The organism is Streptomyces virginiae (genome assembly GCF_041432505.1).
Classification (GTDB): Bacteria; Actinomycetota; Actinomycetes; order Streptomycetales; family Streptomycetaceae; genus Streptomyces; species Streptomyces virginiae_A.
Genome location: NZ_CP107871.1, coordinates 8,741,596 through 8,767,646, shown reverse-complemented (window position 1 = coordinate 8,767,646; position 26,051 = coordinate 8,741,596). Strand labels below are relative to the sequence as shown.

28 protein-coding genes and 5 pseudogenes are annotated in these 26,051 nt (G+C 70.4%); 15 read left to right on the top strand and 18 right to left on the bottom strand.

Translation table 11 applies throughout. The features are described 5' to 3' along the window. Positions 1-107: 107 nt before the first annotated feature. Both OG624_RS40455 and fdxA read right to left on the bottom strand, forming a co-directional pair. Positions 108-452 (bottom strand): hypothetical protein, encoded by a 345-nt coding sequence (locus tag OG624_RS40455; protein ID WP_371640701.1) that lies wholly within the window; start codon positions 450-452, stop codon positions 108-110. A 525-nt stretch (positions 453-977) separates the two neighbouring features. Beyond that, positions 978-1,301: a ferredoxin gene (gene fdxA, locus OG624_RS40450; RefSeq protein WP_371640700.1), complete on the bottom strand. Its 324-nt coding sequence runs from the start codon at positions 1,299-1,301 to the stop codon at positions 978-980. 102 nt (positions 1,302-1,403) lie between these two features. On the opposite strand from fdxA, the gene soxR reads away from it, so the two are divergent. Continuing rightward, a complete protein-coding gene (soxR, locus tag OG624_RS40445) occupies positions 1,404-1,868 on the top strand; it encodes a redox-sensitive transcriptional activator SoxR (protein WP_371640698.1) in 465 nt (154 codons plus the stop codon). Positions 1,869-2,723: 855 nt separating this feature from the next. Continuing rightward, the gene (locus OG624_RS40440) at positions 2,724-3,248 is read left to right on the top strand and encodes a peptidylprolyl isomerase (protein WP_237403592.1); all 525 of its coding nucleotides are present in this window, start codon (positions 2,724-2,726) and stop codon (positions 3,246-3,248) included. Positions 3,249-3,788: 540 nt separating this feature from the next. On the opposite strand, the pseudogene OG624_RS40435 reads toward OG624_RS40440, so the two are convergent. Further along, a pseudogene (locus OG624_RS40435) lies at positions 3,789-4,288 on the bottom strand (transposase); the annotation flags it as partial. Between the two features lie 235 nt (positions 4,289-4,523). Between OG624_RS40435 and OG624_RS40430 the strand changes: the two are divergent. Together OG624_RS40430 and OG624_RS40425 are read left to right on the top strand one after the other, a co-directional pair. Next, positions 4,524-5,027, top strand: coding sequence for an N-acetyltransferase (locus OG624_RS40430; RefSeq protein WP_371640697.1), 504 nt, complete (start codon positions 4,524-4,526; stop codon positions 5,025-5,027). A gap of 104 nt (positions 5,028-5,131) precedes the next feature. Next, positions 5,132-5,284: a hypothetical protein gene (locus tag OG624_RS40425; protein ID WP_371640696.1), complete on the top strand. Its 153-nt coding sequence runs from the start codon at positions 5,132-5,134 to the stop codon at positions 5,282-5,284. 53 nt (positions 5,285-5,337) lie between these two features. On the opposite strand, the pseudogene OG624_RS40420 reads toward OG624_RS40425, so the two are convergent. Further along, positions 5,338-5,469, bottom strand: a pseudogene (locus OG624_RS40420) (RNase A-like domain-containing protein); the annotation flags it as partial. Positions 5,470-5,494: 25 nt separating this feature from the next. Then, a complete protein-coding gene (locus OG624_RS40415; protein WP_371640695.1) occupies positions 5,495-6,067 on the bottom strand; it encodes a hypothetical protein in 573 nt (190 codons plus the stop codon). Positions 6,068-6,759: 692 nt separating this feature from the next. Here OG624_RS40415 and OG624_RS40410 point away from each other — a divergent pair. Beyond that, a complete protein-coding gene (locus OG624_RS40410; protein ID WP_266360548.1) occupies positions 6,760-7,386 on the top strand; it encodes a hypothetical protein in 627 nt (208 codons plus the stop codon). 584 nt (positions 7,387-7,970) lie between these two features. Here OG624_RS40410 and OG624_RS40405 read toward each other — a convergent pair. The 6 genes from OG624_RS40405 to OG624_RS40380 all read right to left on the bottom strand — a co-directional run bounded on the left by OG624_RS40405 (position 7,971) and on the right by OG624_RS40380 (position 13,715). Continuing rightward, positions 7,971-8,543: a snapalysin family zinc-dependent metalloprotease gene (locus OG624_RS40405; protein ID WP_371640694.1), complete on the bottom strand. Its 573-nt coding sequence runs from the start codon at positions 8,541-8,543 to the stop codon at positions 7,971-7,973. 355 nt (positions 8,544-8,898) lie between these two features. Beyond that, positions 8,899-9,723 (bottom strand): ABC transporter permease, encoded by an 825-nt coding sequence (locus OG624_RS40400; RefSeq protein ID WP_371640693.1) that lies wholly within the window; start codon positions 9,721-9,723, stop codon positions 8,899-8,901. Further along, positions 9,720-10,640, bottom strand: coding sequence for an ABC transporter ATP-binding protein (locus OG624_RS40395; RefSeq protein WP_371640692.1), 921 nt, complete (start codon positions 10,638-10,640; stop codon positions 9,720-9,722). The genes OG624_RS40400 and OG624_RS40395 overlap by 4 nt, the downstream gene beginning before the upstream one ends. 604 nt (positions 10,641-11,244) lie before the next feature. After that, entirely contained in the window at positions 11,245-11,889 is a 645-nt protein-coding gene (locus tag OG624_RS40390; protein ID WP_371640691.1) for a response regulator transcription factor, read from the bottom strand. After that, entirely contained in the window at positions 11,880-13,043 is a 1,164-nt protein-coding gene (locus OG624_RS40385; protein WP_371640690.1) for a sensor histidine kinase, read from the bottom strand. The genes OG624_RS40390 and OG624_RS40385 overlap by 10 nt, the downstream gene beginning before the upstream one ends. A 9-nt stretch (positions 13,044-13,052) precedes the next feature. Continuing rightward, positions 13,053-13,715 (bottom strand): DedA family protein, encoded by a 663-nt coding sequence (locus OG624_RS40380; RefSeq protein WP_371640689.1) that lies wholly within the window; start codon positions 13,713-13,715, stop codon positions 13,053-13,055. A gap of 172 nt (positions 13,716-13,887) precedes the next feature. Between OG624_RS40380 and OG624_RS40375 the strand changes: the two genes are divergently transcribed. Further along, positions 13,888-14,172: a hypothetical protein gene (locus tag OG624_RS40375; protein ID WP_371640688.1), complete on the top strand. Its 285-nt coding sequence runs from the start codon at positions 13,888-13,890 to the stop codon at positions 14,170-14,172. Between the two features lie 145 nt (positions 14,173-14,317). Here OG624_RS40375 and OG624_RS40370 read toward each other — a convergent pair. Next, positions 14,318-14,680 (bottom strand): annotated as a pseudogene (locus OG624_RS40370) (recombinase family protein); the annotation flags it as partial. Between the two features lie 413 nt (positions 14,681-15,093). On the opposite strand from OG624_RS40370, the gene OG624_RS40365 reads away from it, so the two are divergent. The 5 genes from OG624_RS40365 to OG624_RS40345 all read left to right on the top strand — a co-directional run bounded on the left by OG624_RS40365 (position 15,094) and on the right by OG624_RS40345 (position 19,149). Next, positions 15,094-16,191, top strand: coding sequence for a MerR family transcriptional regulator (locus tag OG624_RS40365; RefSeq protein WP_371640686.1), 1,098 nt, complete (start codon positions 15,094-15,096; stop codon positions 16,189-16,191). Between the two features lie 169 nt (positions 16,192-16,360). Next, positions 16,361-16,822, top strand: coding sequence for a TniB family NTP-binding protein (locus tag OG624_RS40360; protein ID WP_442759688.1), 462 nt, complete (start codon positions 16,361-16,363; stop codon positions 16,820-16,822). A gap of 1,083 nt (positions 16,823-17,905) precedes the next feature. Further along, positions 17,906-18,337 carry a hypothetical protein gene (locus OG624_RS40355; RefSeq protein WP_371640685.1) on the top strand — a complete coding sequence of 144 codons (432 nt, stop codon included), beginning with the start codon at positions 17,906-17,908 and terminating at the stop codon, positions 18,335-18,337. Positions 18,338-18,381: 44 nt separating this feature from the next. Beyond that, positions 18,382-18,576 (top strand): hypothetical protein, encoded by a 195-nt coding sequence (locus tag OG624_RS40350; RefSeq protein WP_371640684.1) that lies wholly within the window; start codon positions 18,382-18,384, stop codon positions 18,574-18,576. Positions 18,577-18,597: 21 nt separating this feature from the next. Beyond that, positions 18,598-19,149, top strand: a complete 552-nt coding sequence (locus tag OG624_RS40345) for a hypothetical protein (protein WP_371640683.1) — start codon at positions 18,598-18,600, stop codon at positions 19,147-19,149. Between the two features lie 156 nt (positions 19,150-19,305). On the opposite strand, the gene OG624_RS40340 is transcribed toward OG624_RS40345, so the two are convergent. Beyond that, positions 19,306-19,620, bottom strand: a complete 315-nt coding sequence (locus tag OG624_RS40340; RefSeq protein ID WP_371640682.1) for a hypothetical protein — start codon at positions 19,618-19,620, stop codon at positions 19,306-19,308. 398 nt (positions 19,621-20,018) lie between these two features. On the opposite strand from OG624_RS40340, the pseudogene OG624_RS40335 reads away from it, so the two are divergent. Further along, positions 20,019-20,297 (top strand): annotated as a pseudogene (locus OG624_RS40335) (helix-turn-helix domain-containing protein); the annotation flags it as partial. A 138-nt stretch (positions 20,298-20,435) separates the two neighbouring features. Here OG624_RS40335 and OG624_RS40330 read toward each other — a convergent pair. From OG624_RS40330 to OG624_RS40315, 4 genes are all read right to left on the bottom strand, one after another. After that, entirely contained in the window at positions 20,436-20,732 is a 297-nt protein-coding gene (locus tag OG624_RS40330; protein WP_371640679.1) for a hypothetical protein, read from the bottom strand. A gap of 42 nt (positions 20,733-20,774) precedes the next feature. Further along, positions 20,775-21,512: a dienelactone hydrolase family protein gene (locus OG624_RS40325; protein ID WP_371640678.1), complete on the bottom strand. Its 738-nt coding sequence runs from the start codon at positions 21,510-21,512 to the stop codon at positions 20,775-20,777. Continuing rightward, on the bottom strand, positions 21,509-21,838 hold the full coding sequence (locus OG624_RS40320; protein WP_371640677.1) for a hypothetical protein: 330 nt from the start codon (positions 21,836-21,838) through the stop codon (positions 21,509-21,511). The genes OG624_RS40325 and OG624_RS40320 overlap by 4 nt, the downstream gene beginning before the upstream one ends. 276 nt (positions 21,839-22,114) lie before the next feature. Further along, positions 22,115-22,438 (bottom strand): hypothetical protein, encoded by a 324-nt coding sequence (locus OG624_RS40315; protein ID WP_371640676.1) that lies wholly within the window; start codon positions 22,436-22,438, stop codon positions 22,115-22,117. A gap of 152 nt (positions 22,439-22,590) precedes the next feature. Between OG624_RS40315 and OG624_RS40310 the strand changes: the two genes are divergently transcribed. Next, entirely contained in the window at positions 22,591-23,172 is a 582-nt protein-coding gene (locus tag OG624_RS40310) for an MFS transporter (protein WP_371640675.1), read from the top strand. 726 nt (positions 23,173-23,898) lie between these two features. Here the strand turns inward: OG624_RS40310 and OG624_RS40305 are convergent. After that, the gene (locus OG624_RS40305; RefSeq protein ID WP_371640674.1) at positions 23,899-24,834 is read right to left on the bottom strand and encodes a nitrilase-related carbon-nitrogen hydrolase; all 936 of its coding nucleotides are present in this window, start codon (positions 24,832-24,834) and stop codon (positions 23,899-23,901) included. A 341-nt stretch (positions 24,835-25,175) separates the two neighbouring features. Between OG624_RS40305 and OG624_RS40300 the strand changes: the two are divergent. Both OG624_RS40300 and OG624_RS40295 read left to right on the top strand, forming a co-directional pair. After that, positions 25,176-25,340 (top strand): annotated as a pseudogene (locus OG624_RS40300) (ISAzo13 family transposase); the annotation flags it as partial. A 62-nt stretch (positions 25,341-25,402) separates the two neighbouring features. Continuing rightward, positions 25,403-26,011, top strand: a complete 609-nt coding sequence (locus OG624_RS40295; protein WP_266354026.1) for an SMI1/KNR4 family protein — start codon at positions 25,403-25,405, stop codon at positions 26,009-26,011. The last annotated feature ends 40 nt before the right edge of the window (positions 26,012-26,051 follow it).

Here is a 26,051-nt window from a genome sequence, read left to right as displayed (position 1 = left end):
TGGCGTGTTCGCGGCGCCGGTACGCCCCCGTGGCGAGGCATGTATCTCTCGTGGGGCCGGGCCCGTTCATGGAAGGGGCCCGGCCTTGTCGCGGGGTGGGGTGGGTGTCAGCTGAAGACGACGGAGCGCAGGCGCAGGCGGTCGCCGAGCCTCTGGCCGGGGGACATCGCGTAGAAGGTGTCGCCGTCGCAGTCCGCTTCGAGGAAGACGGTGGCGGTGGATGTCGTGTAGTTGCGCGGGGCGAAGGCGGGCAGGGCCGAGCCGACCGTCTCGGGGATGTTGATGCACTCGCCGCTGTTCGGGGCGTTGAGCTCCCCTCGCAGGCTCAGGCCGTTGAGGCCGACGTAGGTGTACACGAAGTCGCCGGTGGCGGCCGCAGCGGGCGAGGTCGGCAGGGCCGCGGAGAGCAGGAGGGCGCCGAGGGCGGCGGCCACGGTGTTGCGCAAGCGCATGGGCTGATCCTTCGCTGAAAGGGAGGACGTGCTGTCAGCACCCCTTTCCCTGCCCGGAACCGCCCCGGCTGCGTCTCCGCCTGCAGGAAGGTTTCACCCTCACCCGTTTGGACCTGCACGAATCCGCCGAGGGTTCGACATCACGAGACGTACCTCAAGAACCGACAGCCGACCGCTGGTAAACGATCTACACAACAGACAACCGCCCCTGACCAGCACGAGTACCCGGAAGACCAATCACACCAGCCCTTTGACCTGCGACTTCAAGTTGGCGGAGGCTCAGTGAATGGCACCCTTGACGCACCACCGCACGGCGGACGAGCCGCCGCACACGCTTCCCAGATCGGCGAATCTCCCGGCTCGAAGCCCAGATTTCTGAAACATAACCAGCCCGAAGCGGCAGTCACGCCACCCGATAAACCGCCAGGCCAGTTCTGACCGGCGACACTTCGGCCGAGCCGTTCAAGGAAACCTCACCCTCTTCGAACATGCCGGTAGGAGGCGCTGAGGTGACAACTCTCGGACTCAATCGGCTTCTTGAGGCGGCAGCGCCGCCACGATCGGATGGTCCCTGCCGATCGGACCGAGCTTGGCGCTGCTGCCGGGGGAGCCGAGGTCGGAGAAGAACTCGGCGTTCACGGTATTGAAGTGCCGCCATTCCTGCGGGGTGTCGTCTTCGAAGAAGATCGCTTCAACGGGGCACGCCGGCTCACATGCGCCGCAGTCGATGCACTCGTCCGGGTGGATGTAGAGCATCCGATCACCCTCGTAGATGCAATCGACAGGGCACTCATCGATGCATGCCTTGTCCTTGACGTCCACACAGGGCAAAGCGATCACAAACGTCATCGAACTGCCATCCTCTCCAGATCGTTCCTGCTTGCCGTTCCGGCTCAACGCGGCCGACCGTAGGGGCTCAAGTAGACTTGAGGTCAAGAGGAGGCGCCCTGTATGAGCAGCGACCGTTCCGAAGCCGAACGGGCCACGCCGGACGACTGGCTGAGCATCGGTGACGTGAGCGCGCGGACCGGAGCGGCTGTCTCTGCACTGCGGTTCTACGAAGAGCTCGGCCTGATCGCGTCCGAACGCGACAACCGCAACCAGCGCCGCTACCCGCGGCACATGCTGCGCCGGATCGCATTGATCTCGGTGGCGAAACGGATCGGCATCCCGTTGCAGGACCTCCGGGAGGCGTTCGCTGATGTGCCGCTCGACCGCCCGCCGAGTCACCAGGAGTGGCAGCTCGCCTCGCGTGGCTGGAAGCGTCGACTGGAGGAGCGTCGGCAGACCATCGAGCGGCTCGAGGCCGAGCTCACCGGATGCATCGGCTGTGGATGCCTCTCGATGAAGGCCTGCGCTCTGCTGAACCCAGGCGACGCGCTCGCCGAGGACGGAGTCGGCCCCCGGAGACTGTGAGGGAGGGCGCACGGTTTCGACGCTCGAGAGTGAAGCCTCGGCATCTTCCAACTTTCTGGTGGAAGATGCCGACGTGACGACTCTCCGGGGGTGGCGCCCCTGGACCGGGCCGCGCACGTCCGCACCGTCGCCTTCCAGCCATCCGGCCACAGCCCGTCATGGCCCGTGTCGTCAATGTCCCTCGTGCTGCTGCTCGACAAGGACCGGTCCGGCTCCAGCAGCAGCCACGCCCAGTATCCGCACGGTCATCGCGGTCTCGCTCGACGGCCGTGGTCACCGTCAGGAGCCGGCCAGGGCGGTTCCCGCCGAGGCCAGGGAGGACTTCCCCGCGCACAGGCCGGACGGGACGGACCAGAACCACAATCAACCCCGAACCCTTGGACGTCGGCACAGGCGAGGCCATCGCCAGGGCTGTGCGGCCGGCTCCTCAACACTCGCCCTGAAACGACAGCCTGCCGGCCGCGGTGTCCTCGACGACGAGCTATCCGTCGAGGACCAGGCCGCCGGGGCGCTGCCCGGCGCCCGCCACCACGTCCGACCCGCCGCGGTCCTGGTCCCTCGCCGGCCGCCTACCGTGGACCATTCCCGCCGACCACACCACGCCCTAGACTGCGACCGCTCCAAAACCTGGCGATCATCAGGAGGGCGCACAAGATGAACCGAGCACTGATCAGCGCATTCGCGGCCGTGACGTTAGTCGTGTCCGGAGGAAGCGCCGCCACCGCTTCCGACGGCGCTCCGCCACGCACCACGCACGGCCCTTGCCAATACACACAGACACCGGACGAGCCGCCCGCGCGTCATGTTCCGCTGCCGCCCGACCCGCGGCGCACCCCCAGCCGTGGCATGGTTGACATGGCCGTTCCGACCAGCCAGGGTCCGCTCCCGCTGCGTCTGGACCAGGCCAAGGCGCCGTGCACGGTCCAGAGTTTCCTCCACCTGGCACGGCATGGGTTCTACGACCGGACGGTGTGCCACCGTCTGACGGCGTATCCGACGCTGAAGGTCCTGCAGTGCGGCGACCCGACCGGTACCGGTGAGGGAGGGCCCGGGTACAAGTACAAGGACGAGCTGCCGGTGGATCTGCCACCCGCGCCGACCGATCCGACCGGGGCGCGCCGCCTGTACGGGCGCGGCCTGCTGGCGATGGCCAACGCCGGTCCGGACACGAACGGCTCACAGTTCTTCGTCGTCTACGGCGACTCCGCACTACGCCCGAACTACACGGTGTTCGGCACGGTCGGCCCCGACGGCCTGGCAACACTCGACAAAACCGCCGCCGGAGGAATCGAGCCGACCGCCGAGGACCCGGCACCGGTCGACGGCACACCCGTACTACGGACCGAACTGCTCCGCGTTCGGCCGTCCTGCCGGCATTGACTCCCCGCGGCCGCGCCGAAGCCGCGACCACTGCGATGACGTCTGCCCGGGAGCCAGCCGGGGTGGTGGTGGAGCCGAAGCGGGCCGCAACCTGGGAGACCCACAGTCGGACGCGGGCGCGGGCCGTGTGGTCAGCGGCGTGGTCAGGGCGCGGAGGGTGGCGTCCACGAGCCGGCCCGCCAGGGCCACGCCCGTGTCCCGCTTCCAAAAAGTGTCGGCCGTCGTGCGGTTCAGGTACCGGGCAACGCTGTGTCCTGTCCTTCTCGCTGATGTTCTGCATACGGGCGGCCGGCACGAGCCGCAGACATGAGCCGACCAACAGACCCGCGTCCCGCTCCGGCAGGGTGCACCCTCAACCAGTCCAGGCCGCGGGCCCGGTCGCCGAGTTCGAGGGGGCCCCAGGAGCGCTGCGCGTCCGTGCTCGCGGGCACAGAGCGCGGATCGACGGTGTCTGTCCCGCACCCGGCGCAGCAGCAGGAGCGCCGGGTGCGGGCGGGGCGGCCTGAGCGGGCGCGGGGGCTTGGCGGCGGCCGCGTCCCCTCCAACACGACAGCGCCGGGGTCCATGGCGGGAGCGGATCGGCAGGATGCCGCGCATCAGTGCGATCAGCGCCTGACTGTCGTGAAGGTTAGCGCCGGAGATGCCCACCGAGAGCGGCAGCCCGTTGTGGTGACAGATGACGTGAATCTTCGATCCGAGCTTGCCGCGATCGGTCGGATTCGGTCCAGTCAACGGCCCCCTTCGACCTCCCGGATACTGACCAAGTCGATCGCGCAGCGCGCCCAGTCCAGCTCGCCGTACACACCCAGTCGCTCAAGGACGCCGCGGTGCAGTTTGGCCCACACCCGCGCCGTTGACCGGTCCGTGAAACGCCGGTGCACCGTCCGCCAGGAGGCACCGAAGACGGGCGGTAACTGCCGCCAAGTACGGCCCGAGTTCGCCACGAAGATGATCGCGGCCAGGGGCGCGCGGTCATCGCACCGCCGCCGGCCTCCGCCTTGAGCGCGTACCGACGACTCCAGCGCCAAGTCCTGAAAGATCGCCTACAGGCCGTCCGCCACCGGCCGCTCAACGATGTCCGTGCCGAAGCAACGATCGATCGCCGCTCAAGACACCGTCCAAGGAGCCGTTGCCATACCGGTCATGGAGTCTGTCGATCGATCGGGAGTCTCGATCGGGTGATCGCGGGCACTGCCCGGCATGAGAGCCGGGCCTGGCGGTATACGGGGAAAATCCAGGGGAGCGGACGGCCGCGCGCTGCTACGGTCGGGCGCTATGAGCTGGCTCCCCGACGACTTCGTCCATCCCGTCCTTGTACCGCTGCCGGGCAGTGGTCATCACCTGCGGCCGATCCGGGAGGCGGACACCGCGCTCGACTATCCGGCCGTGATGGGTTCGCGCGAGCGGCTGTGGACCATATTCGGCCCAGCCTGGGGCTGGCCGGCAGCCACCATGACCTACGAGGCCGACCAAGCCGACCTGTTGCGGCACGAGAAGGAGATCGCCGCACACCAGTCTTTCAACTACGCCCTGTTCGACGCGGCGGAGACAGCTCTGCTCGGCTGCGTCTACATCGACCCACCGGAGAGGGCCGGCGCGGACGGCGAGATCTCCTGGTGGGTGGTGGACGAGCTGGTGGACAGCAAGGTCGAGCAGGCCCTGGACGAGCTGGTGCCCCGGTGGATAGCCGCCGACTGGCCGTTCGAGCAGCCGCGCTTCCTCGGCCGAGAGATCTCCTGGTCGGACTGGCTCGCCCTGCCGGAGCACCCCGACGCGTAAGCAGCTTTTGTCGTAATGCTCTGGGGGCTTGGTGCTCCGACGGCCGTCTCGATTGGGTGACCGTCGGGCGCTAGACGCAATCGAATGCACGTTTCACTAGTGCTGTGAGACCACCGTTCCGCTTCCCCGAGGACCTGATCACGCTGCGGCGCCAGCTGATCGCCCGATCCGGAACCCTGTGCACCCACCCTCACTGGACGACCCGCCTCCGGATCACCCTCGAAGCGGCCTGGCCTTCCGTCCCGATCTACCTGTAGAGGCCACACCCGATGTCCGTGAAGCCCATCGACTTCGACCGCCGCTACGGCGAGCTGGACCAGCGGGCGGCGTGGGTCCCCTGGGCGAGCCAGCGGTGGATGGCCTGCTCGTTACGGGTGATGACCTCCTGGGTGGCCCATTGGGCGGTTTCCCGGTCGGGGTAGGTGGCGGTTCGCGTCAGCACGGGGTCCCCCGTTGGGTCGGGAAGGTCAGAATGATTCGAACGTCCAGATCAGAGCGACTTCGGTGTCGTTGACCGCGAGCAGCCCCGCATCCCAGCGGCTCCGGCTGAATGGACTGGTCGCGTTGACCGGCTGCTCGTAAAAATTCGGTGCCTCGCCGTCCCAGCCGATGTTGGAGTAGAAACGGGTGCCGACAGGAAACCGAGAGAGCAGCAACTGAGCACGGCGTTCCATCTCCGGTTGCCGCTCTTCGAAATCCCATGTCTTCGACACGTCCATGCCGACGATCGCAAGAAGGACCATCAGCGATGTGACCGAGGAACGTGGCAGCTCATCGACGGAGTGCCGGAACCGAGCCACGTCGGCCGGATGGGTGGGGGGCTCGATCCAGGCGAACGTCTCGACCTCGCGGTCGACCTCCTCCTCGTAGGGATCGAGTGACGCCCAACCTCGGGGATCAGCGGTTTCAGCACGCATGATCGCCGCAACGTCGAACCACCACTCCGCGTGATCGCGGGCAGCAACAGTCGCAAAGGCCCAGCGGTCCTCGTACAGCCCGAGTCCGTCTGCCCAGCCTTCCGCGGTGAGGTCGTGCATCATTCGCTCCATGGTTCCGGCATCGAGGTGAGGATGACGAAGGGCGGGTTGAGGTTCGGGTCGTACTTGATTCGAGTGCTCACGCCGTGGACATCGTGGACGGGGCCTGCATAAGACGCGCTCGCCTTCTCCGAGGACCGGCCTGTCACCGCGTTTCCTTGAAGTGGGCCTTCCAACGGTACCGACGACACCTGGAACGATCTCGAAGGGGGCTGGGCGGCGGATTCTTCAGCCAATCCTGGATCTCAGCCGTCTTCTGATGGACCGACGGCCTCCCACATCCGCGGCGCTGCGGCAGGAGCGCCGGGTGCGGGCACCCGGAGCGGGCCCGGGAGTGGGGACTCGGCGGAGTGTGCGGCCCACTTGTCACCGGCCGCGCTCATGCGTTCGGCCAGCATGCCCCTCGCAGCGCCGGCCGCAACCACGAGTGCGGGAGCGGCGGTCACCGCCGGGGCGGGCGCGGGGGCTTGGCAGCGGCCGCGGTGACGGCGTCCCTCCCCCAGTACCGTGCCTACCGGCCGCGTCCCGCAACACTCGAACCACCGTGCCCGTCATCACCAGGCTCTTGCGTCACCACCATGTCCCGGTGCTGTAAGGGAATTGGGCTCGGGGCACCCACCCGCCCAGTCGGCCACTAGCGTGCGGCCATCGGGCCCAGCAGCCCAGCCGACCATCACACCTCGGGAGCCTCTGCCATGCCCATCCGTGGTCCCCGCACCCTCCTCGCCACGATCGCCCTCGCCACCACGCTGACGCTGACCGCCTGCGACCCCGCAGCCGAAGCCGAAGCCCCTCCCGCCGCCTCCGCCACTGTCTCCGCGCCCGCCTCCTCCACCTCGCCCGCCGGTTCGGGCAAGCACACGCTGGCCGAGGCCGCCACCGCCGGCGGGCTCACCAAGGCCACCGGTGCCGGCGCGGTCTCCGACGTCCCGGTCGACCCGGGCGAGATGCGTGACGGCATGCACCTGGTGGTCGCTGACTACAACCGTGCGGGGCAGACCTCCGGCCGCCGCATCCTTTTCGTCGGCGTCGACAGCGTTCCCGAGGACCCGAACAAGCGTCGCGAGCACCTTTGGCGCGGCCTGATCGACTACGCGCTGCAGAACGGTTCCACCGGCACCCCCACCACCGCGAAGCCGTACGAGCCCGGCCCCTTCGGCGGATCCCTCGAGTGCCTCAGCCTGCCCGAGTCCGCCAACGCCACCGACGTCATCTGCGGTTGGTCCGACACCACCACCGCCGCCGTCGCGCTCTTCCCCCGCACGACCCCGGCCGACGCCGCCCGCCTCTTCGCCGCCATGCGCGCCGACCTCGAACACTGACCGCCCCGTCCGATGGTGATGGGACGGCTCAGCCCCCGGCGCCCAGTGCGAGGCCGCCGTAGGACTGCCGCGGGTCCACCGTCGCTTCTCCCATCCGCCCGGGGGCGCGTTCCACCGGTCGTGCCGGTGCTGACGACGGCCAGCACCGGCGAAGCGACCCGGCCTCCCGTCGGCCGCCGTAGTGGCCTCACGGGCTCCGGGAGCTACCAGCCACGTAGCGGCGGGGGTGGTGGTCGCGCGGGAACGGGCGGCGGCCGGGGAGACCCAGGGTCGGGAAGTGCTCGCCCCGCCGAGAGGGGTGGTCAAGGAGGCGAGGGCCGCATCCACGAGACAGCAGACCAGGGCGGTGCCCGTGGTCTGCCGCCAGGACGAGTCGGCCGTCAGCCGGTTCAGGTTGCGGGCGACGGTGTGGGTGCTGTCGCTCCCCCCGAGGTGCTGCATGCGAGCGGCTCGCAGCGGCCACAGGCGCGAGCCGACCGGAGGACCCGCCTCCCCATGAAGGCGCGGCAGTGGACCGGCACGGCCGCCCTCCGGGAGTCCCGTCCCAGCCAAGCCCCGTGCCGGCCCACCCGCCGACCCGCCGGTCAGGGGGCGTCGATGAGTACCCGGCCGTCGGTCGGCACCGTTGCCGCGAGCCCGTTCGCGTACGCGTTCTGCACGCGGGACCGCTCCGTCGCGTTGGGCACGGCGTTGGTGCAGGCCGTCCCGGCGCTGGACCCGGACATCAGCTGGGTGCACGGCCCCGGCTTGGTGTCCGGGAGGCCCAGGCTGTGACCCAGCTCGTGCGCAGCGATGCGCGTCTTGTCGTACCCCTGGCTCACGGCCTGCGCGCCGAGTTCGACGCGGACCTGTCGCCCCGGACGGACCGGGCCGAGGGTGGCTTGCGGCCAGCCGGTGGTGGCCACGATGACGATCTCGGCCCGGGCCCCGGGCGCGGCCTCCACCAGCCGTACGTTACTGACGTTCGCGTTCCAGGAAGCGACCCCGGCCGCGATGGCCGCTTCCCAGCCACCGGCCCTGCTGTCGTCATAACGGAGTGTCACTACCGCTGCGCTGCCGTCCGGTACGGTCGCGGGTGCCGCGGTCGCGGCGGTTGCCGCCGCGAGGACCAGAGCGGCGGTGGAGGTGCCGACTTTCAGCCAGGTGCCCAGAGACATGGTCGTCTTCCTTCATGCGTGGGGGGACCCGGCCCCTCGGCGGAGCCGGGGCATTGGAGACGCCGCCACCGACCGCCTGTGGCACGCGAGTTCGGACTGCCGCGTCTCCGGAGCTCTAAGAAGGTAGCCCCGCACCCCACAAACCCGTCATGCACCTGCCAGCCAATTCCCGTAGGCACTCCAGCCGATGCCCGGTCAGTGGGCGGCACCGTCCAAGGGCTCGCGCGGTCAGGCTTCCAGCCAGGGCTCGGTCACCGCGCGGTCGAAACGGCAGAAGGCCGACCAGGATCCAGCCGCATGGCCGCCGCCGTCCTCGAAGGCCCCGTGCCGGTACGCCTGTGTCCTGGAGGCACGCTCACACGTCGCGGCGCCTGACGACGAGCACGGCGAGTGCGATCGCGATCAGCGGCCAGAGCGCGTACACGATCCAGGAGCCGGTGACCGTGCCGGTGTATCCCAGGGATCCGGGATCGGGCTCCCAGCTCTGGACCAGGCGCTTCCAGGCCGCCGACACCATCGCGTGGTTGATGTCCGCCGACCAACGATCACTCTCCGAGAACATGGGCGGCAGCATGAGCAGCGTGAAGATGCTGGTGACCATGGTTGCAGCGCTGTGCCGGAGAAGGACGCCGAGGCCCAGACCGATCAGCGCGCAGACCGGGGCCAGCAGGGCGGATGCCACCAGCGCCCGCAACACACCGGGGTGAGTGAGCGGGACCCCGGCGTGCCGCCCGCTGAGGATGGCCTGGGAGACCAGGAAGGAACCGGTGGAGATGACCGTGCCGACCGCGGTCCACAGCGCGGCGGTGACGGCCGCTTTGGCCAGCACCACCGAGCCGCGGGCTGGGACGGCCACGGTGGTGGTGCGGATCAGGCCGCTGCTGTACTCGCTCACGACGGTGAGGGCGCCCATGCTGCTGGCAACGAGTATCAGCGTCCAGTAGCCCGCCGGCGGATAGGCGTCGTAGGGCAGGAAGTCAGCGGGGCCGGAGCGGGCGGCGTTGTCCGCGAGCGTGGCCACGGCGGAGGACCCGATGACGAAGAGGACGGTGAGTGCGATCGTCCACGGTGTGGAGCGCAGGGACCGCATCTTGATCCACTCGCAAGCGAGCAGGTCGCGGAAACGGGCGGGTGGCTCGGTGACCGGGGTGGTCGGGCGGACTGAGGCGAGTGTCGTCATCGGGGTTGTCCTGCCTGGTATTCGACGCTGTCGGCGGTGAGTTCCATGAAGGCCGCCTCCAGTGAGGCGGTGTGGGTGGTCAGCTCGTTGACGCGGATCCGGTTCTCGAAGGCGAGCGCTCCGATTCGGTCCGCCGGGAGCCCGGTCACGGCGAGTTTCTCGGCGCCCGCCGAGCCTTCCGATTCGACCGTGGCGCCCGCCGCGGTCAGCACCGCTGCCAGCTCGGCGGCCTGTGGTGTCCCGACCACGACGCTTCGACGGGTGCCGCGGGCCGCGAAGTCTGGTAGCGACTCGGCGGCGATGAGGCGGCCGCGGCCGATGACCACCAGTTGATCGGCGGTGTTCTCCATCTCCGACATCAGGTGGCTGGAGAGGAAGACGGTACGTCCCTCGGCGGCCAGACGCCGGAAGAGCCGGCGTACCCAGAGCACTCCCTCCGGGTCCATGCCGTTGATCGGCTCGTCGAACATGAGCACAGGCGGGTCGCCGAGCAGGGCGGCGGCGATCCCCAGCCGCTGCTTCATGCCGAGGGAGAATCCGCCGATGCGACGGCTCGCCACCTCGGCCAGCCCCACTTCCTGGAGCACCTCGTCCACCCGGCGTCGCGGGATGCCGTTGCTGCGCGCCAGGGCGGACAGGTGGGCGACGGCGCTGCGTCCGCCGTGGACCTGTCCGGCGTCGAGGAGGGCACCCACGTGCCGCAGTCCGCGCGGGTGGGCGTGGAACGGGACACCGCTGACCGTGGCGGAGCCGGTGGTGGGAGTATCCAGGCCGAGGATCATCCGCAGGGTGGTGGACTTGCCGGCTCCGTTGGGGCCGAGGAATCCGGTGACCTGACCCGGCCGCACGGTGAAGGACAGATGGTCGACAGCCGTCTTGCGGCCGTAGCGCTTGGTGAGTTCGTTGACTTCGATCACGGCACCCACACTGCCGGGAGGACGCCGTCCGGACATGGGGCTGTGGGAGGCAATCGTGCGGTCGGGTTGGCCCGTGGGCGTACGTCCCAGGGCCAATGCCGCGCGGGCGGCGGGCCGGTCGGTCTCGCGGCGTGGACCTCATGACGACCGCCCCGCTGCCTGTGCGTGTCGCGCTACGCGGCCTTGCTCCCGAGACGGGGGCACGCCGCCGATGAGGAGAGCCAAGACGATCGCCTGGGCGGGGGTGTGCCCTCCACCTCCTCGTGGTGGGTCTGCTGGTGGGGCACCCCGCGTCATCGGGCACGGTCCACGATGTCGCCCTGGCCCACTCGTATCTGCTTCGCCACCGGACCGGCGCTCCGCCACGCCTTCAACCTGTCCGCCCTGCATGCGACGTTGCGCGTCCTGCCCCCCGCGGGTACCCCGGGTGCCGGCGGGGGTCAGGACGCGCAGAGCCACGAAAGTCTCGCGCAGGTGCACCGGGCCGCGACCGGCTCGCGCAGCACGATCCGGCCGATCGCCCGGAGCGCGCCCGATCACCGAGCGAAGGGTCGGCCCCGCTCGCGCCGACCTGCCGCCGCCCCGGACCGACACGGGACAACCCTCAGGCCTCCAGATACCGCAGCACCGCGAGGATCCGGGGGCTGTGGCCCTCGGTCCCGCGCAGCTCCAGCTTGTCGAAGACCGCGTTGAGGTGCTTCTCCACCGCGCTCAGCGAAAGGTGCAGCCTCCGCGCGATGGCCGTGTTCGTGCACCCCTCCGCGAGCACCTGGAGCACCTCCCGCTCACGCGGGGTCAGCCGGGCCAGCGGATCGGCGTGCGCGCTGCGCACCACCAACTGCCGTACGACCTCCAGGTCGATCGCCGCACCGCCCGCGTGGATCCGCTCCAACGCGTCGAGGAACTCCTCGACCTGCGCCACCCGATCCTTCAGCAGGTAGCCGACCCGCTCCGCGCCGGCCGCGAGCAGCCGGGCCGCGTAGCTCCGCTCGACATGCTGGGAAAGGACCAGGACGCCGGTACCGGGCAGCCGTTCACGGATCTCGACAGCCGCCCGTAGCCCCTCGTCGGTGTGGGTCGGCGGCATCCGGATGTCCACGACGGCCACGTCGGGGCGGAGCATCTCCGTCTCGGCGACCAGCGTCACCGCGTCGCCGAACGCCCCGACGACCTCGTGCCCCTCTTCCCCGAGGAGTCGGGCCAGGCCCTCCCGCAGCAGGGTCGAGTCCTCGGCCAGGATCACACGCACGGCAGCTCCGCGACGATGGTGGTGGGTCCCCCGAGGGGGCTGTCGATCCGCAGGACGCCGTCGAGCGCGGAGACCCGTCCGCGCAGCCCGGTCAGGCCGCTACCCGCCGGATCCGCGCCACCCCGACCGTCGTCCTCGATCCGCACGGTGAGCGGGCCGCCGGGCGGCCCCTCGATCCGCACCGAGACGGCCGAGGCGGCAGAGTGCTTGGCCGCGTTGGTGACGGCCTCGGAGACGACGAAGTACGCGGCCGTCACCACCGGGCGTGGGAGCGGCCCCACCACCTCGTACGCGATCCGCAGCGGCAGCCCGCACCGCTGCGCCACCCCGCCGAGCGCCTCCTCCAGACCGAGGCTGTCCAGCGCCGACGGATACACCCGCCAGGCCACCTCGCGCAGTTCGGCCAGCACCTCCTGGGCCTCGCGGTGCGCCTGGCCCAGCAGCTCCGCCGCCCGCTCCGGATCCCGCCCGCCGCTCCGGCGTGCCCGCCCGATGAGCATCGCGAGTGCCACGAGCCGCTGCTGCACCCCGTCGTGGAGATGCCGCTCGATCCGCCGCCGCTCCACATCCACCGCCCGCACGACGGCTGCCCGGCTGACCGAGAGCTCGTCGATCCGGCGCCGCAGCAGCTCCCGCTCCGACGGCCCGAAGCACTCCCGGGCCAGCCGGGCGTCGAGCGCCGTCAGCGCAAACAGCCCCTGGAGACCGAGGAACAGCAGGACGCCCCCGAGAACCAGCTGCATCAGCAGCTCCGCGGTCCCGATGGTCCCGCGCACCACCCCGCCGGCCAGCAGCCCCGCAAGCACCAGGCCAAAGCCGAGCAGCGCCAGGACGACCCCGCACATGAGCCCCGACCAGGACCGGACCGCCAAATACCGGACCACGCCCTCTCCCCCGTACGTCTCAGGGAACCGGTCGCCGAAGAAGCAGGTCCGCCGCCTGCGCTCCACCTCCACGAGCCGCCGGGCGCCGGAGCCGAAGACCCCGAGGGCATACGGCCGCGTTCGCGGCCACAGCAGGAAGGCGCCGAGCGGCACCCCGGCGAACAGCAGGTACAGCAGGCCGGCCGGCGCCGTCAGGCATCCGGCGAGCACCCCCACCGTCCGCCGGACCGCCGACCGCGTTCCCGCGCCGCCCCGTTCGCCCCCGCTCACGCCCCCACCCTATGCACGCCGGTGGCGGGCGGCCGCCCCGCGAGCCCGGAGCCGTACCGTCAGCCAGGTCGCGCCGGCTGCGAGAACCAGGACGACGACGGCCTTGGAGGCCACGCCCACGTACGACTCGACCAGTTCCCAACGGTCTCCGAGGGCGTAGCCGGCGAGGACCAGCACGCTGTTCCAGGCCAGGCTGCCCACGGTGGTGAGCAGGAGGAAGAGAGGGACCGGCATCCGCTCCACCCCGGCCGGCACCGAGATCAGGCTGCGGAAGATCGGCACCATCCGGCCCAGGAGCACCGCTTTCGCGCCGTGCCGCCGGAACCACGCCTCGGTCCGCTCCAGGTCCGAGACCTTCACCAGCGGCAACCGCGCCCACAGCGCGTGCATCCGCTCCCGGCCGAAGAGCGCCCCGATCCCGTACAGGGCCAGCGCGCCCACCACCGAACCCAACGTCGTCCAGAACAGGGCGGAGGCGAGGCTCAGCACGCCCTGGCCGGCGGCGAAGCCGGTCAGCGGAAGGATCACCTCGCTCGGCAGCGGCGGGAACAGATTCTCCAGGGCGATGGCGAGGCCCGCGCCCGGCCCGCCGAGCGTGTCGACGAGGCCGGCCGCCCAGCCGGCGATGCCGCCGGCGGGCTCCTGGGCGAGAGTGGTCGAGAACGGCGTCATGAGCCCTCCAAGTCTCAGGGAAGGTCCCCCGGCGGACCCACCGGACGACCCTCCCCAACCTAGGAACCGCAGCTCGCGGCCGGTATGCGCGTTCCCGCCCGGCGTCCCTGCGGAAAACCGCAGGGACGCGACGAGGCCCCACGAGCTATCGGCCTGCTGGCGTAGGCACCGCGTGGCGGTCAACTGCTGGAGCCGACCAGGCGTCCCCAGCTTCACCACGGAGCAGGCCCACGAGCTCCGGGCCCGCATCGTCGGCCGGCAGCGGACGGACGAGGCGGACGAGGCGGCGGCCGAGATCGTCGCGCTCTGCGACGCACTGCCGCTCGCCATCCGCACCGTCGGCCTGCGCCTGGCCATGCGCCCGCACGGGAAGCTGGCCCATCCCTTCATCCTCCTGGAGCGGTTCGACCCCCGTCCGCTCCTGAAGGTGCTGCGGGACACCCGGGCGCCGCCCTGACCAGCGTGCCCACCTGCGCGGGCAGCTCCTGTGCCTTGACGTCCGCTCCCGTCACTGCCGGGCCCGACTTCCGCAACCAGGTCAAGGCCTTCGCCGCCGGCCTGCGGACCTCTCACGAACAGACCTCGCCGACGGCACCGGGGTGCTACGAGTAAGCCGTGTTGTCGTACTCGAACTGCGGGCGGACCCGCACCCCGGTGCTCATCTTCTCGGCAAAGATCTTGTCCCGTGGGATGCCGTGCCCGGCAAGCGCGTCGAGCTGTGACTGGAGTTCCTGGGTGAGGCTGGAACACCTCGCGTACCCAACGCGGATGTCCGCGCTCGGGGTGCCCGGGTCGACGGGCGCCGGTGTCGGGGTGCCGGGCCGCCAGAGCCGGCCGGGGCCGCGGTCGGCGGGTGTCGGTACGCGCAGGAGTTTCGCGAGCCGGGGCACCTTGGTGAAGCGCCCAGTACGATAGGTGCCGGCGACCGCGCCGGAGCGCGAGCGGCAGGGTGAACCTTGCGCTGCGTGACAGCGTGGTCAGGGGTGGCGCTCGACGTCGTCCGCTTCGGACACGGGTGCGCTTTGAGGGCTCGTCATGCCCCCGCATGCCGTCACAAACAATTCCCAGAACATGCCTGGTTCCACTTTTGGGTGAGAACGAGTTGTGACAGCGAATCGGCGCTTCGGACCGCCCCCGCCGACCGTTCTTGACCTTGCTCCGGGAAAGGGTCGTTTGTGACAGTTACGCGGTGTGCGACCGTGGCCTCCGCCCGGTCCGAGTGGAGCCGTGAGGAGGCGGAGGCCCACGGACCATCGCTCTGGGGCGCGGGAGTCGCCTCGGACCACTGGTTCGCATTGCGCTTGCTGCCGCGAGTGAGGCTCTTGACCCTCACGTGACGTCAGGCCGCATAGTCGTTCCCGTGGAGGATCATTGGACCGTGGGACGTGTGGCCGAGCTGGCCGGCGTGAGCATCCGCACGCTGCATCACTACGACGAGATCAGGCTCGTGCGTCCGTCAGCGCGGACCGCGGCCGGATACCGGGCCTATTCGCCGGGCGACGTGGAGCGGCTGCGGGAGGTGCTGGCCTATCGCCGGCTGGGCTTCGGGCTGCGGGAGGTTGCAGAACTGGTCGGGGACCCGTCCACCGACGCGGTCGCGCACCTGCGCCGACTGCGCGGCCTGCTGCTGGAGCGGCGCGATCGCGCCGACGCCATGGTGGCGGCCATCGACAGGGAACTTCAGGCACGGGCGAGAGGACTGAAGGTGACACCAGAAGAGCAACTGGAGATGCTCGGTGCACGGCTGTACGACGCGATCGGCGGCGCCTACACCGCGACACGGCGTACCGAGCCGCGGATCGCCGCGCAGATCTGGGACGCGCTCGGAGACGCGCAGACAGTACTGAACGTCGGGGCCGGCACCGGCTCCTACGAGCCTGCCGATCGCGACGTGACCGCGGTGGAGCCCTCGGCAGTCATGCGGGGGCAGCGGCCCTCCGGCTCGGCGCCTTGCGTGGCCGCCACTGCGGAGAGCCTGCCGTTCGAGGACCACTCCTTCGACGTCGCCATGGCCGTCTCCACCGTTCACCACTGGGAGAACCCGATAGCGGGACTGCGCGAGATGCGGCGCGTGGCCCGCCGCGTGGTGGTGCTCACCTTCGACACCGACGAGCCCGGATGGCAGGACCGGTTCTGGCTCACCCGCGACTACCTGCCCGAGTTCGCCGCCGTCCTCGCAGAATTCCCCTCGCTCGCCGGCATGGCCGACGCGATCGGCGCCCAGGCTGAGCCGGTGCCCATTCCGTGGGACTGCACCGACGGCCTCTTCGAGGCGTACTGGCGCCGACCGGAGGCCTATCTGGAGGACCACGTCCGCCGTGCGATGTCGGTGTGGACGAGGGTCGGACCGGAGGCCGAACAGCGTGCGGTACGAAGCCTCGGCGACGACCTCGACTCCGGCCGGTGGGCCGAGCGCAACAGCGACCTGACCGGCCTCGACGCAGCAGATCTCGGCCTCCGCCTGCTCATAGCTTGAACGGGCGCTCGTCGCGGTCCTTGACCCGGCGCCCGCCTGCCAGGGGAGTTCCAGCAGAGGATGACCGCAGCCCCGGACCGGCAGGTCGAGGACACCGGCTGGGCGGTGTACGCCGACGCGGTGTCGGAGTACGCCGCCCTGGAGCGGGACGGGCTACAGGAGGATGTTGGTGATCGACGAGCTGCACAACGTCCTCGGCGGCAGCGGAGACAAGCGCCGGGAATTCTTGAACCTGCTGCGCTATCTCGGTAACGAGCTGCGGGTTCCGCTGGTCGGCGTCGGCACCCGGGACGCCTACCTGGCCATCCGGGCGGACGACCAGCTGGAGAACCGGTTCGCACCGCTCACGCTGCCCCGCTGGGAGTCCGACGCCGACGCCTGCTCACTGCTGGCCGGCTTCGCTGCCTCGTTTCCGCTGCGCCGGCCCTCGCCGATCGCGTCCGCCGAGATGGCCGGTTACCTGCTCACCCGCAGCGAGGGCACGATCGGAGAGCTGGCCCATCTGCTCACTGACGCCGCCGTCTCGGCGATCGAGTCCGGCGAGGAGGCCATCAACCAGCGCACCCTGCTTCTTGCCCCGTACGACGGGCCGACCCAACGCCGCCGGCTGTTCGAGCGCGAGCTGACGTGAGCCCGCTGCGGCGCTGGCCACTGCACCCACAGCCCGGCCCGCTGGAATCCCTGTCGTCGTGGCTGGGGCGACTGGCCGAGCTGTACGAGATGCCGTGTGCGCTGGCCGAGCTCCGCGCCCTGCTCGGCCGGCACACCTGCGTCGGTGGCGCGGAAGGCGCCAGTCCGGGCGCCGGAACACTCTCGATTTCCGGCGCGATCCGGAGCCGAGGCGTCCGGAGTGGAAGGTTCGTACTGCGTGAGCCCCGAGAGTCCGGCCTCACGAAGGAAACGCGCGATCCCACACCACCAACAGCGAACGAAGCCCTTGTCAGGTTGCACCTCACGACTCGATTCGTCAGGTGTGGCCCGACCGTCGTGACAGATGCTGAGCACGATCCCGACAGCGAGCGCTACGCGTACAGCCGCACGGCTCTGGCCCGTCTCGTCCTCTCTGCGGAGCTGCGCGAGCTGGCCGACAGTGCTTCCGCCGGCGTCGCCACGACCCATGACATGTGGGCCCACCCCGGCGAAGTGGTGGGCAACGCGCTTGACCTGGTGCGTCAGGCCCAGGAGGTTCTGGCCCGCGCCGTGGTCTACGAGCGGCAGAAGGGCACCAGCTGGGAGGCCATCGGCGAGCAGCTCGAAGTGAAGAAGCAACCAGCCCACGAGCGGTACAAGCCCGCCGTCGAGGAGTGGAAGGTTGCCCTTCAGGAGCCGTTCCATCCCGCCCCGCCCGAGCATCCGGTACGCAACCGGCGCCTGCACGACGCCGCGTACGCGCCCACCGCTGCCGGACGTCGGCTCGACCAGTGGGTACGTGAACACATCCCGGCCCACCGGGAGACGGACCATCCGGTCACCGCGCACCTGCCCACGCTGACCACGGCCGAGGAGCTCGTGCAGGTCCTCGACGCACTCAACCACCTCTACTACTACACGCTCACACCCCCGGACCCGGCTGCCCGCGCCCGGCTGGCCGAGCGCAAGGCGGCGCTGCTGGAACGCATCGCTGTCGAGGACGGCCGCCCGCGGCCGCCGAGCAGGCCGCCGAGGCCCGCGCCCGCGCCGCCCAGCTCCGGGCCGAAGCGAACGGGTCAGCCCAGTGACCCGGACTGTCGTCGACCGCAGCCTGACGGGCCCCGAGCTGCTGAACGCGGCGGCTGCCGAGGTGGCGTCCTGGCCGTCGATCTCCCCGTCCCGGGCCCGCCAGGTGAAGTGGGTGGTCGGCGCGTACACCCGCGCCCTGGCCCATGCCGAGCACCCGCTCGGCGACGAGGCGGGCGTTCGCGAGGTCTTCGCCGCCGAGCCGGTCGAGGTCTACCTGCGCCTGGCCCGCACCGGGCAGCTGCGCGTACGCAAGGCTGCCGACCCGTCCAGGGGGTCGGACAACTCCGAGCAGACCCGCCTGGAGGTCCTCAAGGTGCTGGTGACGGCGTGCGGCGCCGAGGACTTCGCCGAGCTCCCGCCGCAGCCGGACCGCCGAGCAAATCGCCGGTCGCCAAGCGGCCCCGCTCCCTGCTCCGCTCGCAGCTGACCGGCCTCGCCGACTCACCCGACGCGACCACCGGTCAGCTGCGGATGCTCGCCGTCGGTGCGGTCGTCTCCGACACCGGTGTCCGGGCGGGCGAGATGTGCACGCGCACGATCGAGGACCTCTCGCCGTCGCTGGAGGAGCTGCGTGTGGTGCGCCGGCCCCAGGGCTGGAGCCAGTCGGAGGCGTTCACCGAGCTGCTCGCCCTGTCCGGCCTTTCCCGGGCGGCACTCAAGCGATGACTGCCCGAACGACAGCACCTGTTGGAGCGGGTCGGCGGCACCGCCACCCCCCTGTGGGTCTCCCTGCACGGCAACCACCACGACGGCCAGACCGTCCCCGCAGGAACGCCGCTGATGCCGCGCGGCCTGGCCCGCGCCTGGACCCGCGCGGTCGCCGAAACCAACGTGGAGATGGCCGGACAGCCGTCCTGGGAGCCGCTGCCCACGCGCATGGAGCAGCTGCGCCGGGGCGTGGAGCCGACCGCCGTCGGGGCGCCGATGATGCCGGACGCCGAGAAGGCCGCCGTGCTCCTGGACGACGTCGCCGCCCGCGGCCGCGCCCTCGCCGAGCTGCGTCGTGCTGGGGAGGACGGCGGCACCGCCGAGCTGCAGGCGCGCGTCGCGGTCCGTCAGGCGGTGCGCGACGCCTGGGCCGAGGGCATCGAGCACACGGTGCAGCTGCAGGTCCTCGCCGACGCGGGTCTGCCCGACACCGTCGCTCTCGCGGCCGCCGGCTGGGAGCCGGTGCTGCTCGACGCGATCGACCGGAGCCAGGGCTGGGGCCGCCTCTCGAAGGCGGCTGCCGCCGTGTGACCCATACGCACGAACGGCGGCGCCCCGGAGGGCCGCCCCGTCCCTCCTGCCCGCAACGCGCGGCGGCCCCGCCGGAGGGATCCGGGGGGGGGCCGCCGCCGGCCTTGGGGACCAGCGGTACAGCGGTTGGCGCTGCCGGACATCCCCTGGGAGCGCTCAGCGCCTCAACGACTGCACCACGACCGCCGCCGACAGCAGGAGTCCGGCACCGGCCATCACCTTGGCGGCGGTCGGGCGTTCGCGCGGGTCCGCCCCGGTGGCCAGCAGGAGCTGCAGCGCCGAGGGGAAGAACAGGAACATCCCAGCCATGGCGCCGATGAACGACCACAGCACCAGCAGCGCCGCGATGGTGCCCGCGACGTAGACGAAGCCGGACGGCCGGGCGCGCAGGAACAACGGCACGGAGACCACCGCGGCGGTCGCGAAGGCGAGCGCCGTGATGCCGGAATCCCCGAACCACACGATCAGCACCGGTAGGGGGGTGACCGCGGCGCACAGCACGAGGCCGACCTGCCATGGATGAATACTCGCTCGCGCAGCGGCCTGCATGACCAACCCCCGGACCCGACGACTTGAACACGTTCAAGCTACCGTATCCGGGGGCGTGCCACGTCAGCGGGTGCACTGGCCAGCTGGACAGCAGGTCAGGGCCCTCGGGGAGGATTGGGGCGACCAGTAGCGGCAGTCAAACGATCTTGATTCCGAATGGCCTTCAGCCACTGGACCTCCTGTCCCTCAACTACTCACATCTGGGGCACAGTCGGCCCGAGGGAATCGGTCTTGAGTAGTAGCCGTACCGCGGTTACTGACCTTGAAGTCGGGTTGTCGTAGGGGCTGACGATCAGTGATCGTCGCGGTATGCCAGTTGTATGAGGTATCCGCAGGGTGGGGGTCTGACCGCGGAGAGGCAAGCGTTCCGCGAGCGGGTCCGGATGGAAGCGGTCGCGATGTTCGCCGCCAGGCGGGGCAGCACGAACATCGCGAAGGAGTTACGGGTCAGTGTCCGGTCGGTTCAGCGGTGGCGGCAGGCATGGAGGGCGGCCGGTCAGGACGGCGTTCGTTCCCGTGGCCCGGCGTGCCGGCCAAAGCTGAGCGACGCGCTGTTCGCCGTTCTCGAGGAGGAACTGGCCAAGGGCCCGCAGCGACATCATCGACGGATGCCTCACCGGCACCCGACTCACACTCACGACACCACGACTACAAGCTCAGTAACGGCTGCCCCGCTACTACTCAAGGGCGCTTCAGCCGCTTGAAGTTTGACCAGGTCGCCCAGCCAGGGTTCTGCTTCAGCGCGTTGAACAGCGTCTTGGGTCCAGCCCCACCACGTCCGGCAACCCCAGCAGCCCACGCCGCTCCTCCGCCGTCATTCGGTCGCGGATGCCGGCCAGGATCTCCTCGTTCACCTGAGCCCGCACCGTGGACGCCATCGCGTCCAGCGTCGAGAACCGCGGGATTTCCAGCCCGGCCTCGACCAGCTTCTCCAACGCAATGTTGATCAGGTCCGCCGGGTTGTTCTTCGACGCCGCCTCGATCCGCATCGTCTCCTCGGCCACCTTGCGCGCCGCTGGCCCGTCGTAGCGCATGCCGCACGCGGACCAGGCCTGGCGCCAAGCCGTCTGCCAGGGTCATGCCCCCAGAGCTTCCGTCACGGGCAGGCACTCGGCGAGCAGGTCGACGACGTCGCGCCAGGCTCGCTGTGCGTGCTGTGGGTGGTAGCCGACGCCGGGGACCGTGGGGTGGTCGACCGGCGGGTGGTGGAAGGCGTGCAAGGCGCCGCCGTAGACCGTGAGGCGCCAGTCGACGCCCGCGGCCTGCATCTCGGCGGTGAACGCGTTCCGTTGCGCGGGCGCCATGATCGGGTCCTCCGAACCGACCCCGGCCCACACCGGGCAGCGGATGCGCGCCGCCTCGCCCGGCCGGCCCGTGGTGGTTGCGTTGACGGTCCCGATCGCGCGCAGGTCGACGCCGTCGCGCCCGAGTTCCAGCGCGATGGCGCCCCCGGTGCCGTAGCCGACGGCGGCGATCCGGCCGGGATCGGTCCGAGGCTCGGTGCGCAACACGTCGAGCGCCGCATGGCCGATGCCCCGCATCCGCTCCGGATCAGCGAGCAACGGCAGGCAACGGGCCAGCATCTCCTCGGGGTCACCCAGATAGCGCCCGCCATGAAGGTCGAAGGCCAGCGCCATGTATCCCAGCTCGGCGAGAGCATCGGCCCGGCGGCGCTCGACGTCGCTGAGCCCCGTGCCCTCCGGTCCGAGCAGCACCGCAGGCCCGCGGTCGACACCGGCCGGGAGCGCGAGATGCCCGATCATCGTCAACCCGTCGGCCCGATACTCGACAGTGCGCGTCGTGATCGTCGTCATGAGACTGGACTGTAGTGACCATCGAGCCCGGTCCGGCCGCTGTTCTGCCGCCGGCAGAACATCGCGGGTATGCGGGCCGGCAGGGCCAGGGTGGCAGCGAGGCGTTCGGCAAGGTGCAGGTCGTCAGAGACGGCAATGTGCTCGACGGCGGCCTGCTCGGCGTCGTACGCGCCGAGGAGCTGCTCCCAGCCCTGGGCGTTCGGCCCGTAGTGCTCGGGGAACACGCGGGCCAGCCACCAGGCCGCCGCGCGCCAGTCCGGCCGCAGGTACCAGGTCTGGTGTTCCTCGACGTCCAGGCCGGTGACGGGGCCGTTGTAGGAGCGCACGCGTTCCTACAGAACCAGGCTCCCGGTGCCCGCCTGCAGAACTCGCGCGAGCGCCCGACGGCCATCTGCGCCCGCGCGGAGTTCACCCACCTGTACAGCTCGACGTGCGTCGTCGGCGGCGTTCACGCGTTCTCCGTCCACACGGGGCCCGGGCGGCGTCGCGGCCGCGGGCCATCCACCGAGCGAGGGCGGCCCGGGAACCTTCGGCGCCCTCGGCGGCGAGCGAGTTGGCGAGCCCACGGCGGTGGCTTCCGCTCCGGCGTCAGGCCCCTCCGGTCAGGCCGCGGCTTGAGCGGCGGGTGAGTGGGTGACGGCGTCGGCGGACAGCTTCGGGGCGATCTCTTCGAGGTCCGGGTGGGTGGCGGCGACGGTGCGCAGGATTCGGATGAGGGATTGGGGTTCGAGGGGGCGGCCGTTGACGGTGGTGAACAGGTGGCCGCTGTCGTCGCGGGTGGTAGCGCGGCGGGGGAGGTATCGGTCGATGGCGCGTACGGCGTCGTCGTGGACGGGCTGGAGGCGGGAGGCGTCGGAGGCGGCGTTCTTCTGGGGGACGTCCCAGGTGGTGCGGTGCTGCTCCTGGTGGCGCCCGCTCAGGCGCATGGCGGTGATCTGGCCGGGGCGCAGGATGTCGTCGTTGTGGTGCCGGGCCCGTCGGGCAGCGCGATCAGCGCCGTGGCGCCGTCGTTCGGCCTGCTCCTGGCGGGCCGCGTAGTGTCTCGCTGAGTCACGCCGCCTTCCTGGCCCTGGCGCTGGTGACGGCGACTCGGGTGGTCCCGGCTGCGAAGACGGGCTCGGCCATCGCCACCGTGGCCTCCGGCTTCACCGTGGCCACGCTCCTCGGAGTACCCCTGGGGGCACTGCTCGGGCAGGGCGCCGGATGGCGGGCTCCGTTCGCCGCGCTGACCGTTCTGTCCCTGGTGGGCACCGTGCTCCTGGCCGCCGTACTGCCCCGGCAGGAAACACCGTCCACGCGACTGCGTGACGAGATACGCGTGGTGACGCGTCGGCCGGTCATGCTCGCCATCGCCACCACCGCGGTGGGCTATTCCGGGGTCGCCACGGTGTTCACCTACATCGCCCCGCTGCTGACCCGCGTCTCCGGTTTCTCCGCCGCGGCGGTCTCCGGTCTGCTGCTCGCCTACGGCGCGGGTAGTTTCCTCGGCAACCTCACCGCCGGAAAGCTGACCGACAAGTCGATGAGCGCCACCGCACGCGGTGTCTTCGGCGGGCTGGCCGGAACGCTCCTGCCGTGGTGTGGCAGCCAACCGCCGTGGCAGCAGTTCTGGTACTCGGTCTGTTCGCCACCGCAACCATCGCCCCGCTGCAGGGACTGATCCTGCACCACGCGGGCGCCGCCCCCAATCTGGCGGTCTCCGTCAACGTGGGCGCCTTCAACCTCGGTGCAGCAGCCGGCCCGGCCATCGGCGGCGCGATCTCCGCGACCCCGGCCGGTGGATCCTCGGCGTCGGCCTGCCCCACTGGGGCTGCGGGATCTTCGACTGCGAGGCCGGCGTCCTGTGGAGCAGCGGGCGCAGGTGCTCGGTGTGCGACGAAAACGTGTGCGGCCGGCGCTGCTCCACTGCGGAGTACGGAACGTCCACTCCCACCGTCGATTTGCACGGCGCTCCCGCCCCGCGTCCCACTCCTGCGGTCCCCCGTAGCCGGTGTGCGGAGTGCGGCTGCGTCCTGGTGCTGAACCGAGCCGAGCCGAACCCCCGGTGCAAGCCGTGCCGAGTGGAGCACGAGGACATGCGCGCCAACTACCCGGCTTCAGCGGGACAGCCCGCGGTGTGCGCCGGGTGGGACCGCAAGGAGCCTTCGCCAACTTGAACTCGCAGGTCAAAGGGCTGGTGTGATCGACTGTCGGGGTACTTGCGCTGGTCACGGGCGACTGTCTGAGCAGTAGATCGTCCGTCAGCGCGGTCGGCGCCTGAGCCGAAAGGCGGTCGACGGGATTGATAGTGGCCAGTTGGATCTCCCCACTGGTGGCCAGCCAGTGGGGAGCTGTCCGGCCGTGGATGGTGACGTTGTGTGCATCGCCTGGTGGCCGGCTTCTCTTCTCAGCGGGCGGGGCGTAGGACCGGGTTGAGGGCGAGGCGGTTGTCGGTGGGGTGGTGGCCTTCGGGGCTGAACGGCGGGATGGTTCCGGGCAGGCAGTCGGCGATCAGGAGGCAGTCGTGGTGGCGGTCTTCAGCGGTGGCGGCTACCAGGGGTTCGCCGTCGGGTCCCCAGATGCCTGAGTTTCCCTGGTACTGCCAGGCGCCGGCGGGGACCTGTTCCCAGCCTCGGCGGTTTGCGTAGGCGACGAACAGACGCCAGATGGAGGCCATGGCGGGGATGATGTGGCGGGTTGTGTCCTGGTAGGGAACGCGGCTCATGGTGCCGTCGGCCAGGCGGAAGTGGCCGTCGGCGGCGGTGGGGCCCAGCACGATCTGTGCGCCGTGCTCGGCGAGGTACTGGTAGAGCGGCGGGAACTCGCACTCGTAGCAGTTCAGCACGCCGACCGTGATGCCGTTGATGGCGACGAGGGGCGGCAGTTCCTGGCCGAAGGAGTAGTTGCGTCGCTCCGCCGCCCCGTAGAGGTGGGTCTTGCGGTAGTTGGCGGCCACCTGCCCGTCGGCGGTGATCACGCTGATGGAGTCGTAGAAGTCTCTGCCGTCGCGTTCGGGGTAGGGCAGGACCACGGCCAGTCCGTTCTCCTTGGCGGCCAGGCGGGCCCGGTCGATCGAGGGGCCCTCGCGGTGCTCTGCCAGCTCCCGGCACTGGCCGGGGTCGATGGCGTAGCCGGTGGTGTACTTCTCCGGAAACACCACCACCTGGCAGTCGTAGGCCGCGGCCAGAGCGGTGACCTCGGCCAGCCGGTCCATGTTCTGCTGCACCGCCTCCCGGCTGCCGACCGGCCCCTGGCCCTGATAGAGCGCCACCCGCAGGCCCTCGCCGACGGCGGGCGCGTCGCGGAGTGCGGAGCGGAACACGATACGAACGGGCTGCGTCATCGGTGAATGCTCTTTCCCTGACTGGCGGTCCCCACGACCGCCACAAGGGAAGAAACGAATCACTACCCCGTCGGACACCATGATCAGCGCTGCCGACTAGCCCCGCCACGTCGCTACAGAGCATCACCTCTGCGCTGGGCGTACTCGGGGAATTACGGCTGGCCGCTGTCATCGGTTTCAGCATCTCCGGCGCGATACGCCCGTGATGACGTCACCGCCACCCGTCCGCACCCGTCACGCCGCAGTCGCAGTCGCAGTCGCAGTCGCACAGGCTGTGTGAAGACTCGCCTAGTGCTGTGACCGCATAGGTTCGCCGGGTTGGCGGATGGAGCGGTTGGATGGGCGTGTTCGAGCTGGAGGCCGGCGAGGATCCCCTGTGTCGGGTGCGGCGTCCGGGTAGGGGCCGCAAGCGGGTCGCGGAATTCGATCCGGGGCTGCGACCGGCCCTGCTGGCGCTGGTCGAGCCGGACGTGCGGGGTGATCCGATGTCGCCGCTGCGGTGGACGGTGATTACCTGTTTTCAAGCGGGGAGGGGTGCCCGGCGTGGTTCGCTGAGCCATGGTGGTGCATGCTGACGAGCGTGATGATCCAACCGCCCCGGCGGGGCATAGACCCGGTGTTTCCGCCCGTCGCAATGTCGTGGCAGCGCATTGACGCGTGGCTGGCAAAGCATGCGCCGAGGGCACTGTCGGAACTCCGGCCTCCCGCGTCGAAACAGTCCATCAAGGAGGCTGAGGAACGGTTGGGCTTCCAGTTGCCTGCGGACCTGGTGGAGTCACTCCTGTGTCACGACGGCGACACCTCCCTGCTCGGTGTGTTGCCCTGCCGACGGCTGTACTCCGTTGCGGAGATCATCGAGATCCGCGAGATGCGGATGGACATCTGGGAGCCTGACGATCCCGACCAGGCGGAAACCCCGTGGTGGGGGACGCAGTGGGTGCCCTTCGCGGGAAGTGACGGGGACGAGCAGTTCATCGAAGCGGGGCCAGGGTTGTGGCACAACCACCTTGGTGACGCTGGCCACGCTGACCAGGCATATTTTCTCGGGTGGCCCAGTTTGGGTTCTTGGCTTCACGAAACAGCCGAATCCATGGCCCATCACGACAAGCAGTCCTGGTTCGGAGCAGTCCCACAGCCTAAGGTCGATGACGAGGGACGCACCGACTGGTGGGACTAGCGTGCTGTGACCGCATAGGTTCGCCGGGTTCAGGCTGCGG

Bases quoted from the DNA above. Each gene is read 5' to 3' on its own strand.
- OG624_RS40430 (WP_371640697.1), top strand. From the start codon at position 4,524: ATGAGCTGGCTCCCCGACGACTTCGTCCATCCCGTCCTTGTACCGCTG.
- OG624_RS40305 (WP_371640674.1), bottom strand. From the start codon at position 24,834: ATGACGCAGCCCGTTCGTATCGTGTTCCGCTCCGCACTCCGCGACGCG.
- soxR (WP_371640698.1), top strand. From the start codon at position 1,404: ATGAGCAGCGACCGTTCCGAAGCCGAACGGGCCACGCCGGACGACTGG.
- fdxA (WP_371640700.1), bottom strand. From the start codon at position 1,301: ATGACGTTTGTGATCGCTTTGCCCTGTGTGGACGTCAAGGACAAGGCA.
- OG624_RS40410 (WP_266360548.1), top strand. From the start codon at position 6,760: ATGCCCATCCGTGGTCCCCGCACCCTCCTCGCCACGATCGCCCTCGCC.
- OG624_RS40380 (WP_371640689.1), bottom strand. From the start codon at position 13,715: ATGACGCCGTTCTCGACCACTCTCGCCCAGGAGCCCGCCGGCGGCATC.
- OG624_RS40405 (WP_371640694.1), bottom strand. From the start codon at position 8,543: ATGTCTCTGGGCACCTGGCTGAAAGTCGGCACCTCCACCGCCGCTCTG.
- OG624_RS40325 (WP_371640678.1), bottom strand. From the start codon at position 21,512: ATGACGACGATCACGACGCGCACTGTCGAGTATCGGGCCGACGGGTTG.
- OG624_RS40315 (WP_371640676.1), bottom strand. From the start codon at position 22,438: ATGCGCCTGAGCGGGCGCCACCAGGAGCAGCACCGCACCACCTGGGAC.
- OG624_RS40330 (WP_371640679.1), bottom strand. From the start codon at position 20,732: ATGCGCTACGACGGGCCAGCGGCGCGCAAGGTGGCCGAGGAGACGATG.
- OG624_RS40415 (WP_371640695.1), bottom strand. From the start codon at position 6,067: ATGATGCACGACCTCACCGCGGAAGGCTGGGCAGACGGACTCGGGCTG.
- OG624_RS40400 (WP_371640693.1), bottom strand. From the start codon at position 9,723: ATGACGACACTCGCCTCAGTCCGCCCGACCACCCCGGTCACCGAGCCA.
- OG624_RS40455 (WP_371640701.1), bottom strand. From the start codon at position 452: ATGCGCTTGCGCAACACCGTGGCCGCCGCCCTCGGCGCCCTCCTGCTC.
- OG624_RS40350 (WP_371640684.1), top strand. From the start codon at position 18,382: ATGCTCGCCGTCGGTGCGGTCGTCTCCGACACCGGTGTCCGGGCGGGC.
- OG624_RS40440 (WP_237403592.1), top strand. From the start codon at position 2,724: ATGGCCGTTCCGACCAGCCAGGGTCCGCTCCCGCTGCGTCTGGACCAG.
- OG624_RS40295 (WP_266354026.1), top strand. From the start codon at position 25,403: ATGCTGACGAGCGTGATGATCCAACCGCCCCGGCGGGGCATAGACCCG.